Source organism: Desulfomicrobium norvegicum, from assembly GCF_900114595.1.
Classification (GTDB): Bacteria; Desulfobacterota; Desulfovibrionia; order Desulfovibrionales; family Desulfomicrobiaceae; genus Desulfomicrobium; species Desulfomicrobium macestii.
In genome coordinates this window covers 263628-281015 of the sequence record NZ_FOTO01000004.1, presented here as the reverse complement: position 1 = coordinate 281015, position 17388 = coordinate 263628, and the positions used below count along the sequence as shown (strand labels likewise).

Annotated in this window: 15 protein-coding genes and 1 pseudogene; 8 read left to right on the top strand and 8 right to left on the bottom strand. The window is 57.9% G+C overall.

The window, feature by feature from the left end:
• Positions 1-42: 42 nt before the first annotated feature.
• Positions 43-2535 (bottom strand): (2S)-3-sulfopropanediol dehydratase, encoded by a 2493-nt coding sequence (hpsG, locus tag BMZ24_RS08755; protein ID WP_092191323.1) that lies wholly within the window; start codon positions 2533-2535, stop codon positions 43-45.
• A gap of 694 nt (positions 2536-3229) precedes the next feature.
• On the opposite strand from hpsG, the pseudogene BMZ24_RS08750 reads away from it, so the two are divergent.
• The 7 genes and pseudogenes from BMZ24_RS08750 (at position 3230) to BMZ24_RS08720 (ending at position 12003) form a co-directional block, all read left to right on the top strand.
• Positions 3230-4204, top strand: a pseudogene (locus BMZ24_RS08750) (TRAP transporter substrate-binding protein).
• A 151-nt stretch (positions 4205-4355) separates the two neighbouring features.
• The gene (locus BMZ24_RS08745; RefSeq protein ID WP_092191321.1) at positions 4356-6254 is read left to right on the top strand and encodes a TRAP transporter large permease; all 1899 of its coding nucleotides are present in this window, start codon (positions 4356-4358) and stop codon (positions 6252-6254) included.
• A gap of 91 nt (positions 6255-6345) precedes the next feature.
• Positions 6346-7185, top strand: coding sequence for an amidohydrolase family protein (locus BMZ24_RS08740; RefSeq protein WP_092191319.1), 840 nt, complete (start codon positions 6346-6348; stop codon positions 7183-7185).
• Between the two features lie 323 nt (positions 7186-7508).
• Positions 7509-9083 carry a methyl-accepting chemotaxis protein gene (locus BMZ24_RS08735; protein WP_092191317.1) on the top strand — a complete coding sequence of 525 codons (1575 nt, stop codon included), beginning with the start codon at positions 7509-7511 and terminating at the stop codon, positions 9081-9083.
• Positions 9084-9178: 95 nt separating this feature from the next.
• Positions 9179-9895 (top strand): substrate-binding periplasmic protein, encoded by a 717-nt coding sequence (locus tag BMZ24_RS08730; protein WP_092191315.1) that lies wholly within the window; start codon positions 9179-9181, stop codon positions 9893-9895.
• A gap of 234 nt (positions 9896-10129) precedes the next feature.
• Entirely contained in the window at positions 10130-10876 is a 747-nt protein-coding gene (locus BMZ24_RS08725; RefSeq protein ID WP_244150312.1) for a sulfite exporter TauE/SafE family protein, read from the top strand.
• Between the two features lie 107 nt (positions 10877-10983).
• The gene (locus BMZ24_RS08720) at positions 10984-12003 is read left to right on the top strand and encodes a nucleoside phosphorylase (protein WP_092191457.1); all 1020 of its coding nucleotides are present in this window, start codon (positions 10984-10986) and stop codon (positions 12001-12003) included.
• A gap of 258 nt (positions 12004-12261) precedes the next feature.
• Here the strand turns inward: BMZ24_RS08720 and BMZ24_RS08715 are convergent, their stop codons facing one another.
• The 6 genes from BMZ24_RS08715 to BMZ24_RS08695 all read right to left on the bottom strand — a co-directional run bounded on the left by BMZ24_RS08715 (position 12262) and on the right by BMZ24_RS08695 (position 15664).
• The gene (locus tag BMZ24_RS08715) at positions 12262-12636 is read right to left on the bottom strand and encodes an iron-sulfur cluster assembly scaffold protein (RefSeq protein WP_092191313.1); all 375 of its coding nucleotides are present in this window, start codon (positions 12634-12636) and stop codon (positions 12262-12264) included.
• Positions 12633-12785: a hypothetical protein gene (locus BMZ24_RS19680; protein ID WP_153304608.1), complete on the bottom strand. Its 153-nt coding sequence runs from the start codon at positions 12783-12785 to the stop codon at positions 12633-12635. The genes BMZ24_RS08715 and BMZ24_RS19680 overlap by 4 nt, the downstream gene beginning before the upstream one ends.
• Before the next feature lie 66 nt (positions 12786-12851).
• Positions 12852-13463 carry a response regulator transcription factor gene (locus BMZ24_RS08710; RefSeq protein WP_092191311.1) on the bottom strand — a complete coding sequence of 204 codons (612 nt, stop codon included), beginning with the start codon at positions 13461-13463 and terminating at the stop codon, positions 12852-12854.
• Positions 13448-14701, bottom strand: coding sequence for a PAS domain-containing sensor histidine kinase (locus tag BMZ24_RS08705; RefSeq protein WP_143077861.1), 1254 nt, complete (start codon positions 14699-14701; stop codon positions 13448-13450). The genes BMZ24_RS08710 and BMZ24_RS08705 overlap by 16 nt, the downstream gene beginning before the upstream one ends.
• 5 nt (positions 14702-14706) lie before the next feature.
• Positions 14707-15129, bottom strand: a complete 423-nt coding sequence (gene rnk, locus BMZ24_RS08700) for a nucleoside diphosphate kinase regulator (protein ID WP_092191306.1) — start codon at positions 15127-15129, stop codon at positions 14707-14709.
• Positions 15130-15145: 16 nt separating this feature from the next.
• Entirely contained in the window at positions 15146-15664 is a 519-nt protein-coding gene (locus BMZ24_RS08695) for a hypothetical protein (RefSeq protein WP_092191304.1), read from the bottom strand.
• A 116-nt stretch (positions 15665-15780) separates the two neighbouring features.
• Between BMZ24_RS08695 and BMZ24_RS08690 the strand changes: the two genes are divergently transcribed.
• On the top strand, positions 15781-16854 hold the full coding sequence (locus tag BMZ24_RS08690) for a lipid II:glycine glycyltransferase FemX (RefSeq protein ID WP_092191302.1): 1074 nt from the start codon (positions 15781-15783) through the stop codon (positions 16852-16854).
• A gap of 187 nt (positions 16855-17041) precedes the next feature.
• Here the strand turns inward: BMZ24_RS08690 and BMZ24_RS08685 are convergent, their stop codons facing one another.
• Positions 17042-17377, bottom strand: coding sequence for a helix-turn-helix domain-containing protein (locus tag BMZ24_RS08685; protein ID WP_092191300.1), 336 nt, complete (start codon positions 17375-17377; stop codon positions 17042-17044).
• Positions 17378-17388 lie beyond the last annotated feature (11 nt).

Below are 17388 nucleotides of genomic sequence, written 5' to 3'. Positions count from 1 at the left end.
CTGGGGCGGAAAAAGGTCAGGGGGCCGAAGCCCCCTGTTTTTTTAGATGTCTCCATGCTCCGTACGGGCGATGAGGTCGTCCTGAAGGTCGGGGGAGAGATCCACGAAGTAGGCGCTGTAACCTGCGATGCGCACGATCAGGTTGCGGTACTTCTGCGGGTCCTTCTTGGCCGCGATGAGGGTGTCGCGGTTGATGACGTTGAACTGCACGTGCCATATCTTCAGGTCGCAGAAGGTGCGGATGAAGGATACGAGCTTTTCCGTGCCCTGCTCGCCCTCGATGCACTTGGGAGTGAACTTGATGTTGAGCATGCGGGCCGCGCGGTCGCGCATGCCGTAGTTCTTGGTGTTGTAGTTCGAGAGCAGGATGGCGGTGGGCCCGTTCACATCCGCGCCGTGGGAGGCAGAGGAGCCGTCGGACAGCGGAGTGTACTGCTTGCGTCCGTTGGGAGTCGCGCTGACGACCTTGCCGAAGGGCACGTGGGAGGTGAAGGGCACGTAGCGCACGTCGTTGTGCATACCCAGATCCTTGCTGTACTTGCCGCCGTATTCAACGGAAATCCTGTCGATTTCACGACCGATGCTGTCGGCATAGGGATCGTTGTTGCCGTAGCAGGGAGCGCTGCGCAGCAGGGCCTCGATATCCTCGTGCCCTTCGAAGTTGGCGTCGATGGCGTCGATGATCTGCTGCATGGTCAGCTTCTTGTCCTCGAAGACCAGCTTCTTGATGGCCGCAAGGGAGTCCACGACAGTGCCGAGTCCCATGTATTCGAAGTAGCCGAGATTGATACCCTCGGGGATCTGCTCCTGATGCAGGTCGATGCAATGCTTCATGCACAGGTCGTGCATGGCCGAGCCCATGGGCTGGGCGAAGCAGGTCGCGCGGATCTTGTTGATCTTGTACTGCTGCACGAAGGCGGCGCGCAGGAAAAGCAGGTGCTGCTGCACGTATGCGTTCCAGAACTCCTCCCAGGTGGCGAACGTGGTCGGATCGCCGGTCTTCAGGCCAAGCTCGGCATCGCCGTATTTCTTCATGCGGCCGTTGCGCAGCACCATTTCCACGGCGGCGGCGAAGTTGATGTACGCGCCGCCCGATGTGTAGGTGTCGCGGTTGGGCATGCGCGCCTCGGTGCAGCCGGATACTGCGTAGTCATAGGCCTCGGCGAAGGTCGCGCCCTTGGAGACGTACAGCGGCACAATCTCCTCATCGTTGATCAGCTTGGGGAAGCCCGAGCCGTCCTTGATGGTCTCGGCCACGTCCCACAGGTAGCTCTCAGGGGAGCGGCTGTGGATGCGGGCGGCAAGGTCAGGGTAATGCAGCGGGAATTCGCGCTTGGACTTCAGGATCAGGTGCGTCAGGTCGTTGGTGGCGTCACGTCCGTCCGGGGTCTGGCCGCCGACGGTGACCGCTTCCCAGTGCGCGTAGCCTTCATTGAAGGCGCCGCCCGTGGGAGAGATGTACATATCGATGAATTCGGCCATGCCGACCCACATGCACTCCAGAAGCTCCATGGCCTGCTCTTCGGTCAGCTTGCCCGCCTCGACATCCTGGGCGTAGTAGGGGTAAAAATACTGGTCCATGCGACCGTTGGAGATGGTCGTGCCGGTCTTCTGCTCGATGCGGGAGAACATCTGCGTGAACCACTGGCTCTGGCAGGCTTCCCAGAAATCACGGGCGGGCTCGCCGGGAACACGCTCGGCATTTTCGGCCATGCGGATCAGCTCCGCCTTGCGGGCCGGGTTGGTTTCCTTCTCCGCCACTTCACGGGCCAGCACGGCATGGCGCTTGGCCCAATGCACGATGGCATCGCAGACGATGACGATGGCTTCGAGGAAAGGCCTCTTCTCGCAGTTGTCCTTGGGGCTGAGCGGATCGAGGGCGTCCAGCTTCTCTTCGGCTTCGCGCTTGATGTCGTTGAAGCCGCGCTTCAGAATCTTCTCGAAGTCATGCACCCACTGGATGGAGGAACGGAACGAGGCGGTCTCGTTGACGATGAAGCGGGACATGAGCCCTTCCGGATCGTCGTAGGTCAGCTTGTGAACTTCCTCGGGCAGGGCGGCGTTGAGCTTCTCGTGGAAGGTCTTGCCCTTCCAGAAGGGAGCGATCTGCTCGACGACAATCTTTGCGTCCTCGGGAGTGATGGTCGCGGGAGACTGCTTACGAGTGGGCAGGTCGCGCACTGCGATATCCAGAAAGTCACCATCGAGTTCAGGATAGAGAATGCCGTAGCGGCCGTCGAAACCGGCGCGGCCCAGCAGAAGCTGATCTTCCTGAACGTAAACAGTCATGTTTTCGGCGATATGCTTCAGAGCCTTTGCCCAGCGCAGAACAAGAGGCTGTCCTTCAGTCTCTTGCATCGACTGCGTGAAATACAAGGCACGCTCGATATCGATGCGGGGTTTCTGTCCGTCAAATTTTTCCAGGAGCTTGAAGACACGACTGTGGGTCTTTCTGAATTTATCTTCCTTACCTTCAATCTGATTATAAAGGCGTTCTTCCTGAGGCGACATGCATCCACAAGTAAAGCGAGTCATGTTCTTACTCCTGATCTAAGTTTATTGATTGAATCTTATGAGAACTTAAATCCCGAAAAGTAGTCATCAGACTATTCGTAGCATCGTACTCAATTCTTCTTTTCACAGATATGCTTCGGGATTATTGAACTGTCTGCTCCTGAGCATTCTTTGTGCCAAACCTCATAACTAGATGAAAAGACACACTTTCCGGGATTATGGCGCCTTCCCGGTCTTTTGAGAAAAAAATAACGAAACGCACCTGTCGCAAATTTGCAACAATGCATGGAAAAACTTCTTTTGAGGTAAAAAAAGGGTTGCAAATTTGCGACGAGATGCTCAAAATTTACTACCAAAACGGTCGCAAAAACCCGAAGCCAACTTGAAGAGCTTACGAATGACACCGCTTTGTGATTTAATTCTCAAAAGCAGCGCATCTGACAAGAACCCTTCCCAGTAGTTGCAAATTTGCAACAACACCTCCCCAGCCCTGCCGCATTTATGCACTGCACAAACCCAAACACTTGAATTTAAATGACTTTAATGTGTCGCACTTTTATTTAACGGCTTTTTTCTTGGCATGCATTCTGCTTTTGGGTGTCCAATACCCGTGACCAGAGGGCGACAGCCGGAAACATTGCCAGGCAGTGCTGGTCAAAACTCAACACTTTCGGAGGAATACATGAAGAAGATCGTTTTAGCCGCGTTGGGCCTCATGGCCGCAGTAGCTTTGACCGGCCCCATCGACACGGCCCATGCCGGCAAACCCCTTACCTTGCGCATTGGCCATCCCATGGCCCCTGGCAACAATGTCACCCTGGGTCTCGAGAAGTTCAAGGAACTGGTAGAAGCCAAGAGCGACAAGAAGATAAAGATTCAGATCTTCGGCAGCGCCCAGCTCGGCAGCGACCGCGTGACCACGGAAGCAGCCCAGGCCGGTACTCTGGACATGTCCTCCTGCTCGTCCCCGAACATGGCCAGCTTCGGCAAGGCCTACATGGCTCTGGACCTGCCCTACATCACCTCTCCCAAATATCAGCAGAACCTCTACAAGGCGCTCGATGAAGGCGAACTCGGCCAGGAACTGGAAAGAATTTCCAACGAAATCGGCCTGACCACCATAATGTACAGCTAGTACGGCTACCGCAACTTCGTCAGCACGAAAAAGCCCCTGAGAACCGTGGCCGACCTCGCCGGTCTCAAGGTCCGCACCACTGACTCTCCTGTCGAGGTCGAGGTGGCCAAGGCACTGGGCATGAACCCAGCTCCCGTGGCCTGGGGCGAAGTCTACACTGCCTTGCAGCAGGGCACCGTTGACGCGGAAGGCAACACCTTCTCCCTGCTCAATGACGCCAAGCACACCGAAGTGCTGAAGTACGCCATGGACTCCAACCACAACTACAGCATGCATATCCTGCTCATGAACAAGAAAAAGTACGACAGCATGACGCCGGAACAGCAGAAGATCATCCGCGAAGCCGCCCACGAAGCCCTCGTATGGCAGCGCGGCATCACCGACGAGCTCGAAAAGAAAGCCTGGGACGCCTTCAAGGAAAAGGGCATCGAAGTGACCATCCTGAGCGACGAGGAACGTGCCAAGCTGAAAGAACTGACCGCCCCCGTGCGCGACGAGTTCGCCAAGCAGGTGCCCGCAAACCTGCTGCAGTTGATCATGGACACCCAGAAGTAATTGAACCGTTCACCTGCCGCCGGACAACTCTCACTCTCCGGCGGCAGGCGGTTCCTGAATTTTTCAAAAGGAAAGAAGCATGCCTGTTCACCGCCTAGCCCAAGACTGGCCGATCGGTGCAGCCCGCTGCGGCAAGGCATAGGGAGATGACATGGAACAGAATATCAACTGCGGCACACTTCCGCTGAGCGTAGTGGACTCCGCCCCCGAAACCAAAAACATCTGGAACTGGATCGACGAGAATTTCGAAAAGATCTTTCTCGTAACCGGCCTGCTGGCGATCATACTTTTCATCACGTTCCAGACGACATACAGATACATTATCGTCCACTTTGCCAGCTCTGCGGGCGCTGCGGTATGGACCGAGGAACTGTCCAGGTTTGTCTTCATCTGGATCACCTACCTTGCCCTGGCCGTCGCCATCAGAAAACGCAGCTCCATCCGCATCGACATCATCTATGATCGGCTCCCGGTTCGACTGCAGAATGCGAGCTGGATCGTCGTAGAGGTCTTCTTCCTGATCCTCACCCTGACCATCTGCTGGTTCGGCTGGACTCAGATCGAACGACTCAGGGAATTCCCGCAGGTCACCACCGCGCTGCGAATTCCTTACATCATTCCCTACATGATCCTGCCGCTGGGCTTCGGGCTCATGGCCCTGCGCCTGTTGCAGAACCTGGCCGCACAGGTGAAGATATGTGGTCCCCTGGACACTTTCCTCGCCCTGGTTTCCGCCGCCGCCGTCATCGCTCCCGCCGTGCTGGCCGAATACATCGAGCCCCTGCCGGCCCTGTTCGGCTACTTTGCAGTCCTTTGCTGCATAGGGGTTCCCATTGCCATCTCACTGGGCCTGTCCACCCTGGCCACGGTCATCTGCGCCGATACCCTGCCCATCGAATACCTGGCCCAGACGGCCTTTGCTTCCATCGACAGTTTTCCCATCATGGCCATCCCGTTCTTCATCGCCGCTGGCGTATTCATGGGTGCGGGCGGCTTGTCGCAACGGCTGCTCGCCCTGGCCGACGAAATGCTCGGAGGACTCTACGGCGGCATGGCCCTGGTCACCGTCGCCACCTGCATGTTTTTCGGAGCCATCAGCGGCTCCGGCCCAGCAACCGTCGCCGCCATCGGCGCGCTGACCATCCCGGCCATGGTCGAACGCGGTTACGACAAGTTCTTTGCCGGCGCCATCGTCGCGGCGTCGGGAGCCATCGGCGTGCTCATCCCCCCGAGCAACCCCTTTGTCGTCTACGGCATCTCCGCCCAGGTCTCCATCGGCGACCTCTTCATCGCAGGCATCGTGCCCGGCATACTGACGGGCCTGGTACTCATGGGGTATTCCTACTTCTACGCCAGGGCCCGCAACTGGCGCGGAGAAGCGCGCAAAAGAACCATGGCCTCCCTCTGGGCCGCCGTCTGGGACGCCAAGTGGGCGCTCATGGTTCCGGTCATCGTCCTGGGCGGCATCTACGGCGGCATCATGACCCCCACCGAAGCCGCCGCAGTAGCCGCATTCTACGGACTCATCGTCGGAGTCTTCGTCTACAGGGAAATCAACGTCCGCAGACTGGTGAACTGCTGCGTCGAAGCCTGCGAAACATCGGCGACCATCATCGTGCTCATGGCCATGGCCACGCTCTTCGGCAACATCATGACCCTGGAGGACGTGCCCGGCACCATCGCCCGAGCCATCCTCAGCTTCACCGAAAGCAAGATCGTCGTGCTGCTGCTCATCAACGTGCTGCTGCTCATTGTCGGCACCTTCATGGAGGCCCTGGCGGCCATCGTCATCCTCACGCCGATCCTGCTGCCCGTGGTCACGGGCGTGGGCGTCTCGCCCCTGCACTTCGGCGTCATCATCGTCGTCAACCTGGCCATCGGCTTCATCACCCCGCCCGTGGGCGTGAACCTCTTCGTGGCCAGCGGCATCTCCAAGGCCAAGCTGGAGTATCTGTCGCGAGCCGTCATGCCCATGCTGCTGCTCATGATCCTTGTGCTCCTCGTGGTGACCTACATCCCCGAAGTGCCGCTCTTCTTCATCTCGAAATAACGCACCCGCAACAAATGCCGCCGGACATTCCGGCGGCACTTTTCAAACCCGGCTGACGCACCTGTCAGGCCCGGATAAGGAGACTTTGTCCATGAAAATCATTGATTTCCGTTTCCGACCCAACACTCCTGAAATAATCAACGGCATTAAAAACAGCGCCATGTTCAAGGCAGCCTGCAAGGCCATCGGGTTCGACGCCCGCCAGGCCCAGCCCCTGGACGAGATCGTGGCCGATCTTGACCGGCGCGGTGTCGAGCGCGCGGTCATCACCGGCCGCGACTGCGAAACGACCTACGGCTCCCCGGCCAACAACGGGAGCGTGCTGGAGTTCTGCAAGGCCTATCCCGAAAAATTCATCGGTTTCTGGGGCATCGATCCACACAAGAAAATGGCCGCCGTGCACGAAATTGTCAGGGCCGTCGAAGAGCTCGGCATGAAGGGCATCGCCATCGACCCCTACCTGGCCCACATCCCGGCCTGCGAGGCCCGGTACTATCCGCTGTACACCAAGTGCGCGGAACTGAACCTGCCTGTGTTCGTGACCATGGCCCCGCCGCCGCAGGTTCCCGGCGCCATCATGGACTACGCCGATCCCCGCCACGTGGACCAGGTCGCCCGCGACTTCCCCGAACTGACCATCATCATGAGCCATGGCGGCTATCCGTACGTCAACGAAAGCGTCTACGCCTGCCTGCGCAACGCCAACGTGTACATGGATTTCTCGGAATACGAGCGCGCGCCCATGGCCGACGTTTTCGTGCAGGCCATGAGCACCATCATCCAGGACAAGGTCGTCTTCGCCAGCGCCCATCCGTTCATCGAACTTGAAGACGCGCTTGACGCCTACGCATCCTTCCCCCTGAGCGACGAAGTACGCCGCAAGGTCATGTACGAAAACGCAAGCCGCATCCTGGGCCTTCACCGCAACTAGCCCCTCCTTGAGACCCCTGGGGATGACGCCACGGCGCTCCCCGGGGGCTCAAAGAGCGAACTTTCGGCCCGGCCACGATCCTTTTGAGACCATCCAAGCCTTTTTGAAGTGGCCTTGAGCGAGGCGCTGTACTTCACGACGACATTTACCAGACGAAATGATTTAGACCGGACCCAATTATATAGAATATAAAAAGTACTTTAATAAAATTAAAAAACTTAAATGATAATAATTTCGAATTTTATTTATTAAAAATAAGTAATGACAATAAATTCATCATTTTTTTGAAATACATAAACTTTATCAATATTTAAGGAAGTTCGATGAAAAAAAGACGCAGCTTGCAAATTCTTATGGTAGGCTTCATTGCAGCTATCGTTACTCTTGTTTTGAGCGGACTTGGTGCCATGGACTACATCCGGGAACGGTCAGAACTGACCTCATCACTGGATCAGGACATGCAGATCATCTCCGGAAGATTGGCTATAAACCTGATTGCGCCGCTCTGGGACATGAATGCGGATGGAGCCAAGGGCGTCCTGGAAAGTGAAATGACCAATCGGAATCTTTACGCCGCAGAGATCATGCACAAGGACAAGCTCATTACCGGCGTGGTGCGGGATGAAGCCTGGAATTCCGCCACTCTGGAAAGTCCCGTGGAACCAGGGAACTATGAAACAATCACGATTCCTCTGGTTTACGAGAAAAACGGCAAAAAGACCGACCTGGGCGAACTCACACTGTTCATGAGCAAAAAGTTCCTGAACGAGACGCTTCGCGAAACGCTGCTGGCCACGATACTCCGCGTCATCGTGGTGGACGTCATACTGGTCCTTGGCATCGTGTTTTTCGTTCGGCGCACGATTACGCGCTCACTGCAGGGAATGATCGCCATGCTCAAGGATATCGCGGAGGGCGAAGGCGATCTGACCAGGCGCCTTGAGGACAAATCCGGAACTGAAATCCAGGAACTTGCGGACTGGTTCAACATATTCATCGATAAAATCCGCGCCATCATTGCCGAAGTGGTGGACAACGCCCAGCGCCTTGAAAAATCCGCCCAAAATCTTCTGCAACTCTCCTCCACCCTTTCAACATCCGCCGAGGCAATGACCGGACAATCGAATAGCGCCTCCACATCATTGAACTCCATGAGCGGCAACATGAATTCCGTGGCTTCCGCGATGGAAGAGTTCGCAGTCAATATCGGCACGGTGGCCGCTTCTTCCGAGGAAATGAGTTCAACCATCCATGAAATTTCGCAAAACACCGCCAAGGCCAAGGACATCACGGGAAATGCGGTGCTCAAATCCACCGAGGCTTCAGCCAGAGTCAACGAACTCGGCAACGCCGCGCAAGAGATCAGCAAGGTCACCGAAACCATCACGGCCATATCCTCCCAGACAAATCTCCTGGCTCTGAACGCAACCATCGAAGCCGCCCGGGCCGGAGAGGCAGGGCGTGGCTTTGCTGTTGTGGCAAATGAAATCAAGGAATTGGCCATGCAAACCGCTCGGGCCACCGAAGAAATCCGGGAGAAAATCCAGGGCATTCAGAGCGCCACCGGAACCACAGTCGGCGAAATACATCATATCAGCCAGATCGTCGGCGACGTCGACCAGATCGTGGCCACCATTGCAGCGGCTGTCGAAGAACAATCCGTGACGACCCGCGATATCGCGGACAACGTTGGGCAAGCGTCCCAGGGCGTCAAGGAGGTGAACGAAAATGTTGCCCACGCGGACACGGTAACTCGCCAAATTGCACGCAGCGTTGACGATGTCAGCGGCACTTCAGGGGACATATCCAGCATGGCCGGGACAGTGCAGGAAAATTCCGAAGCATTGAGCGCTCTGGCGAAAAGCCTGAACTCTCTTGTCGGCAAGTTCAAAATCTGATGGCCAAGGAGATCTCTGTACCAAGAGGCATCCCAGGCATGACGATAAATCCAGTTTATCCATTCAACACGTCAACGTAACAACATGGAGGAAGAATGAAAAAGATCGCATTATTTTTTCTTGCGGTATGCATGCTCATCCCGGCAATAGGCATGGCAGCTCCGGAGTACACATTTGTCCGCATCGAAAACCTTCCAGAACAGGAGATCGGCGAACGCCTTCTCAAGGAAGTCTACAAACGCGCCGGAATTGAGATCGAAGTCGAAGCCATGTCCGGGGTCCGCGCCCTGGAAGCTGCGAGCTCCGGGGAAAAAGACGGTGAGGCGCTGCGCATCTGGAGCGTCGGCGAAAAATATCCTTCGCTGATTCGCGTTCCAACGCCGCTGTCCGCGCTTACGACCCAGGCATTTGTCAGGAAAGACAGCAACATCACGCTCTCAAGCCCTGACGAGCTAAAAAAATTCTCCATTGCCATCACGCGTGGAGTAGCCCACACCAAGGACATCACAGCCGGCCTGGAAAACGTGCACGAAGTGCCAAGCGAAGATTTGCTGATGCCTTTCGTCGAGGCGGGTCGCGCCGAAGTGGCTCTCACCAGCCTTGAAAACGGCATGGTCATCCTCAAAAATGCGGGGATCAATGACGTGGTTCCTGTGGAAAAACCTCTCAAGGTTCATCCGCTCTACCATTATGTCAATGAAAAGAACAAGAATCTGGTGGAGAAGATCGATGCAGTCATCAAGGAGATGACGGCTTCCGGCGAACTTGAAAAACTTCAGAAACAGTACGCCGCAGACATTCTCAAAAATTAGAAAGCGAAAAAGGGAGGCACCATGGCGAATATGCCTGATGCCTCTCTTTTTTTACATCCGAAAATCAACCAAACCTCATGTTTAATAATTTAAATACATTATAAGACTGCACTTCCATATCTGGTAAATATCAGATAGCCCCGAGGCGCGACCAGGAACAGCGCCGTCCCGTTCCCGGTTGAGATATTGCACAGGCCGTGACACCCGACATCCGAACCGCGCAGAGCTTCTCACATGAATATCGACTTTTCACACGCCTTTCTCACCACCATGTTCGGCTGGCTCCTTGGCGGCTTCGTCAACGGCATCGTCGGCTTCGGCGCGGCCCTGGTGGCCATGCCCATCGTGGCCTCGGGACTCGACATGCCGCTGGCCGTCTCCACCTGCGGGCTGGTGGTCCTCTCGCTCAATGTCCAGATGGCCTGGAATTACCGGCAACACCTTGACTCCTGCGGCATCCGCGCCCTGTTTCTGGGCGGACTGCCCGGCGCCGTCAGCGGCGTGCTGATACTGAAAAACGTCCCGGAATCCGGATTGAAACTCGGGCTTGGCGCCCTGCTCGTGGCCTATTCGATCTGGGGCCTGAGCGGCACGCAAGTGAACAAGCGGAAGCTGGCCGCGCCTTGGGGCATGCTGGCCGGATTCCTCTCCACGGGCCTCGGCACGGCCTTCGGGTTCAACGGCCCGCCCCTGGCCGTGTATCTTTCCCTGCGCGGCGGCACGCAGCAGCAGATCAAGGCGGCCCTTGGCGCGTTCTTCATCGTCAGCGGCCTCTTCATCGTCGCGGCCCACGCCTTGGCGGGGCTGTACAGCGCGCACTCATTGACGCTCCTCGCGGTGGCCCTGCCTTCGGTATCCATCGGCGCGTGGGCGGGGATGCGCGTTTCCGGACGGATGCGGGATCTTATTTTTCAGCGGATACTTTTCCTGATGATCCTCATCATGGGTTTGAACATGGCCGTGAAGGCGCTTGGCGCATAATTCACGCCTGCGTGACCTGCCGTGCCCATGGCCTGCCGTGTCCTTGCCCTTCCGTTTCAATGGACGCGACACTGGCCAGCCGAAAAAAACTTGGATAGATGCCGGCCATGAACACGAAACCTGATCTCTTCCCCGCCCCGCCCTGCTCCGCCGCCGATCTGCCCATCGATGCCGAAGGGCGCATCTATCATCTTCAGATCACGCCCGAACAGCTCGCGCCAGATATCCTGCTGGTCGGCGACCCTGGTCGGGCCGAATTCATCGCCCGGACCTTCCTGCACGACCTGGAGGTCGAGCGGGAGCACCGGGGCCTGGTCACGGCCACGGGCACATCCTGCGCCACCGGGGGCCGGGCCACGATCATTTCACCCGTGCGAGCCACCGTGGCGACTTCGGGCATGGGCACCCCTTCCCTTGAAATCGTGCTCAACGAACTGGTGGCGCTCTGCGAGATCGACTTCGCCACGCGCACGCCCAAGCCGCTCTTCCCCAGGCTGCACATCATCCGGGTAGGAACTTCCGGGGGCCTGCAGGCGTCGACGCGGCTCGGCACATCCATCATCACCGCCTACGCGTTAGGCATGGACAACACGGGCCTCTTCTACGATACGCCCTGCCCGGACCAGACCTGCGCGCGCCTGGAACAGGAACTGGCGCACGTGATCGAGAAGGCGGCCAGGCCGGACTCGCGGTTCCGGGGAAAAATCCACCCCTACGTCTCCCGCGCCGAACCGGCTGTGGTCCGAGCGCTGACACAAGCCGCACAGGGACTTGGAGTTGCCGCCAGAACAGGCCTCACGGTCTCGAACAGCGGTTTTTTCGCGCCTCAAGGCCGCGACATCTCACGGCTGCGCCCAAGCACGCCGGAGCTGGACAGGATTTTCAGCGAATTCGATCCCGGTCTGGACGGAATGCGGGTCGAGAACATGGAAATGGAAGCGAGCTTTCTGCTGCACTTTCTCGGCGGGCTGGGGCACTGGGGAGGGGCAATCTGTCCGGTCATCGCAAACAGGCGCCACAACACCTTCGATCACGATTACCTGACCGCCATCGAGGGCGCGACAAAGACGGCGCTATTGGCCCTGGCCGCGCTTTCAACGAGCCGGGATTCAGCATTGCGGGACTGAAATGACGGAATGGCTCCCCGCCTGCGCGGGGATGACTTGCGGGCAGGCGGGGAGCGCGAATCAAGAGCGGTCCATGTCTGAATTTGGCTCAAAACGAACCAAAACATTACGAACAGCCTGTCAGGGTACACCGCAAACAAAAGTCGTCATCCCCTTGAAGAAGGGGATCCATGAATTTTTAAGTATCTGAAAATAAAGAATTATCCTGATGGATAAATGATGTCTGCGGGGCTCTTGCGACTTTTGAAGTGGCCTCGGCTACGGCTCGGGCGAACAGGCCGTGATCGACCTCACGCCCGCGTCGACGCAGATTCTGAGAATGTCCTGCAAGGCGGCATCCTCCCGCTTGGGGGAGGGAAAAAGGGCCAGGATGTCCTGCTCCCGCAGAGCCTGGGCTTCCTCCACGGTTTTTTGCAGCACCTCGTCGCAATAGGCCGATGCGCAGACAAGGCCGTCGCCGGGGATGTTGGTCAGAAAACCCACATCAATGATCCTGCCGTCGCGCACGGCCACGAAGATCTCCACGAACCGGCCGCAATCCTCCCAGCGCCCGGCCTGACAGGCCCAGCCGGGCATTCCCAGATGCGGGGGATCGAAGGCGCGCAGTTCAAGATCTTCAAGGCTCAAGCTCATCGTCGATTCTCGGAGTTTTTGCGGTTTATGAAGTCAAAATTGTCCGGCAGCGATCGGCTCGGGCTGCGCTTCCTTCCGCCCAGCATGAACAGCGACAACACCAATCCCAGAAAGCCTGCCAGTAAAAACAGTGTGCCAATCTCTTCCATGATTATCCCTGATTTGTAGCCTGTCCGGCGGACCTTACGCAACCTTGTCGGATTTCTCCGACATGATCACATGCCTGCCAGACCATGTTCGAGCATGAAGCGAATGAGCCCGGAGGTGGTGCCAATGCCAAGTTTGCGCATGGCCCGGGTGCGATAGGTGCTGGCGGTCTTGACGCTGACGCCCATGGCCTGGGCGATGGCGGTCATGGTTTCGCCTTGTGCGAGCCTGCGCGCCACGTCGCGTTCCTGACGGGACAGGGTGTCCATGACCGTGGACGGTCTGCGCGAGTCGAGCAGCGAGGGGTTGACGTAGATGCCCCCGTCCAGGATGGCGGTCATGGCCTCTTCGAGCTCTTCGGGGGCGGAATTCTTGCTCAGATATCCGCGCGCGCCCATGCTCAGGCACCTTTGGGCGTATTCGATCTCATGGTGCATGCTGAGCATGATCACGGGCAATCTGGGATCATGCTCCCGTGCGAACTCCAAAAAATCGAGACCGCTTCCGTCGGGCAGTGAAATGTCCAGAATGACGAGATCAAAACGCGTGTCCCCGAGGACCAGACGCGCCTCATGCAGGGTGCCGGCTTCCGAGAATTCACAGTCCGGAAAACGGTCGATGATGATGTTCATGGTGCCGCGCCGCACCACCGCATGGTCGTCCACTATGAGCAGTCGCATGAGCCACTCTCCCCGGTCAGGGGCACCCTGACCAAAATTTCCGTTCCACCCTTGGGCAGCCGCGCGATGGCAAGACTGCCGCCCGCCAGCCGGACCCGCTCGCGCATCCCCAGCAGCCCCAACGACCCGGACGACTCGGCCTGGTCCGAAGTTATGCCCCGGCCATTGTCAGCCACGCGCATCACGAACTCGCCATCCCCGGCCTGCACGCTCACATGCAGGCGGCTGCAACCCGAGTGCCGCGCGGCATTGGTCAGGCACTCCTGCAGCACCCGGTACATGGCGGTGGCCAGATCGCCTGGCAGGTCGGGGAGATGGCCGAGCTGCTGGTCAACGCGAAGCCCGGAGGCCTGCGCGAAGGTCCGGATCTGCCAGGCCACGGCTTCGACGAAACCCAGCTCGTCGAGCATGGGCGGACGCAGCTCCCGCGAAATGCGGCGCACCGTTTCAAGGGTCCCGGCCACCAGGGCGCGCAACTCCGCGAGCTGGGCGAGCCGCCCGTCGTCCGGGTCATGAAAGGAGCGTTCGAGGCGATGCAGGCCCATGTTCATGGCGGTCAGATCCTGCCCCAGAATATCGTGGATCTCGCGCGAGATGTGCGCACGCTCCTTCTCGATGCGGTCCTGCAGGTATCCGGAGAGGGCGCGGTATCTCTCGCGGGAAAGTTCCAGCTCGGCCGTGCGCTCGCGGACCCGCTCCGCAAGGTTCTGCCTGGCCTGGTCCAGGCAGATGCGGGTCTGCACCCGTTCCGTCACGTCCCGCAAGGACAGGCGCCAGCCCTGAAAACGACCGCGCGGATCAAAGACCCGGGTCGTTTCCTGGGACAGCCAGATACGGGTTCCATCCCGGCGGCAAATGCGAAAATCCATGGCCGGGATATCCTGTGCATGGCCGGTATCCATGGCCTGTCGCCATTTCACAAAATCATCGGCGTCGATGATCCGCGCGAAAAAATCCGCATCGCGCAGCGCTTCCCCGGCCGGATAACCCGTCACCCGCAGACAGGACGGAGAGACATAGCGCAGCGGGCCGCCAGCCTCCATCCAGATCTCCAGATCATAGGTGAAATCTGCCACCGTGCGATACATGTGCAGCAGCGTTCGTTGGCGGGACCTGAGGCGCGGAATCAAAAGGCGGGATTTCATGGGTACCGTATGGATCAGAAGCGGCCGGGAAGCAAGCCCGGCCGCTTCCAAATCGCGGCGGCAAAAGCGCACCGGGCCTTGGCGATCGGTCACGGTGCTCAAAGATCGAATTCCCCGGCTCGTTCGGGCTGATAGACAATCTCCTCGATCCGCACCCGCAGCATTCCTCCGCCGGGTCTTGGCCACTGGATTTCATCGCCGATGGACAGCCCGAGCAGTGCGCTGCCCACCGGGGCCAGGATCGAAATCGTCGAGCCCGGCGCGTCGGCGGGACCGCTGGAACCGGGATAGACGAGCGTAAGACAGAACTCCTCTCCGGCGGGCATGAGCTTGAATTTGACGGTGGAGTTCATGGTCACCACGGTGGGCGGCACATTTTTCGGGTCGACGATGATGGCGCGGTCCAGCTCGTCCTCAAGATCGGCTTTGCCCGCAAATCCCCCCTTCGGCAGGGAGTCGAGAAGTATTTCAAGACGCTCGGCGTCAAGAGAGGTTATGGTGATACTTGGTTTTCTGTTCATGATTGTCCTTATGCACTCATTCTTTTTTTTGGCGCGTAGCGCATGCAGTCAACACAGATAAATCCGTGTTCATGCGACAGGCAGCGCGCGAAAGAAGACATTCGTCCGGAAAGATGAAAATCGTCAAGCTTGACAGAATATTCTTACAAATCGATTTCATTTTCTTGAAAAAAAAGCACTCGAATAAAAAATATGACGCACATATAATTTCATGTTGAAATAATTTTTCCGACAAATAATTCATCTCATTTTTTTTACTTTGCAATAAAACACGCATTTCTTTGAGAAAGGTTCTTGAAAACTGATTTTTGATAAAAAACGTCCAAGACAAAACAACCAGACTTGCATGAATGTAAAAATGCGTATAGTAGATCGCCATCTTTTGAATCCGGCATTCCCTGGGGGAGGCTTCCGCGCGGAAGCCTCCCCTTCGCTTTGCCCCTAACGGCTTGCCCGACGCCGAATCCCTGCCGAGGAGGAAACCATGGCCTTTCGAATCACAAACAGCCCCACTGCCAAAACCCGGCAGTTTCATCAGCGCATCTGAATCTGAATACCCTTGCAGCAATTGCCTTGGGGGGGGATGCGTCGATGGCGCATCCCCCTTTTTGTTGCCCGAAAATCAACTAAAAACATCGACAGGAGCCTGAAATGCTGGATCTTTCCGTAAAAAAACCGGAGGCGCTTCTGCCTACCGACATCTTCTTCCAGACCCCCTACTGGGCGCAGGTCAAATCCCGGCAGGGATTCAAGCCCCTGGCATTCGACCTGGAATCCAGGAAATGCGGAGATGTCCTGGTGCTCTTGCAGCCCTTGGGCGACAAGAAGGTCGCCGTGGTCCCCCAGGGGCCGGAGTACGCTCCCGATGAGGAAAACTACGGCCCGTTTCTCGAGGATTTCTCCCTGGCTCTGGGCAAGGAACTGGGGCCTGAGGTGGCCTTCATCCGCTACGACCTGCCATGGAAGTCTCTCTATGCCGACGAGATGAGAAAGCGGGAATGGACCGCGTTTCCGGAGCCCAGAATCAGGGAGATGCGCATGAACATGGGCACCCGGCACTGGAATATCCGCAAAGCGTTCACGGATCTGACCGTGGCCAGCTCACTGGTGGTGGATCTCGACGGAAACGACGATGCGCTCCTTGCGCGCATGAAGGCCAAGACCCGCTACAACATAGGCCTGGCACAGCGCAAAGGCGTAACGGCACGCACGGTCAGCGCGGAGAACCTTCCGGAATTTCACGCCCTGTACTGCCAAACCGCGCAACGCAACGGGTTTGCGCCGTGCAGCTTCAAGAACTTCGCGGCCCTTTTCAAATGCCGACTGGCCGCAAGGGGCAATTCGGAGCTTGTCTTTCTGCTGGCCGGCCACGGGAAGGACAATCTGGCCGGGGCCATCATTGGCATCTCGGGCAAGGCGGCCAATTTTCTCTACGGAGCGTCTTCAAACCAGAAACGCGGCCTCATGGCTCCCTATCTCATGCACTGGACAGCCATGACCCTGGCCCGCGATCGCGGTTGCCTGACCTATGAGATGGGCGCGGTCTCCCCCGGCCTTGACCCCGCACACCCGTTTCACGGCATGTACCGCTTCAAGACCGGATTCGGCGGCAGGATCGAACTCAGAAGCGGCTCCTGGGACTTCCCCCTGGACCAGGATGCATACCGCAGCTTCTGCAACGCCGAGGGCCTGACCCGCTACCGGTCCACGCAACGCGCGTCCTGACACGGGCCGGGGCTTCAGGCACCTTGTTTTTGGATTTGTGTGGGGATGCGGATAAAATGGATCGCTGCGGAAGCAGGAATTGCTCAGGCTTTCATGACAACTGAAGGATTTGGCGGGAGCGATTCCGGGCGCGTTACCGACAGGCTCACAAGGGGCGCCGGAGAGAAATCCGGCCCCCTGTCTTTCGTCAGTCCAGAAACACTTTCCAGTTCATGTCCAGAGCTTCACCCAGTTTTTTGGCCATGCCCTTGCCTATGGGACGGGCGCCGCGCTCCATTCCGGAGATATGCGACTTGTGCACACCGATGACGGCGGCCAGGGCAGCCTGGGTCATCCCGCGCAAACCTCGGGCCCCGGCCAGCACCCTGCCCGCAGTGGACTCGGGGAACACCTCGTCGGCCGGAACATTGGCCTCTGCCGCGTCCACGATGGCCCTGGCCACGGCATCGACGCGATCAGCGGAGATGGCGGCACTGATGACCACCAAACCGTCAGTACGGAGCGTTTTCGTGAGTTCCAACATACATGATCTCC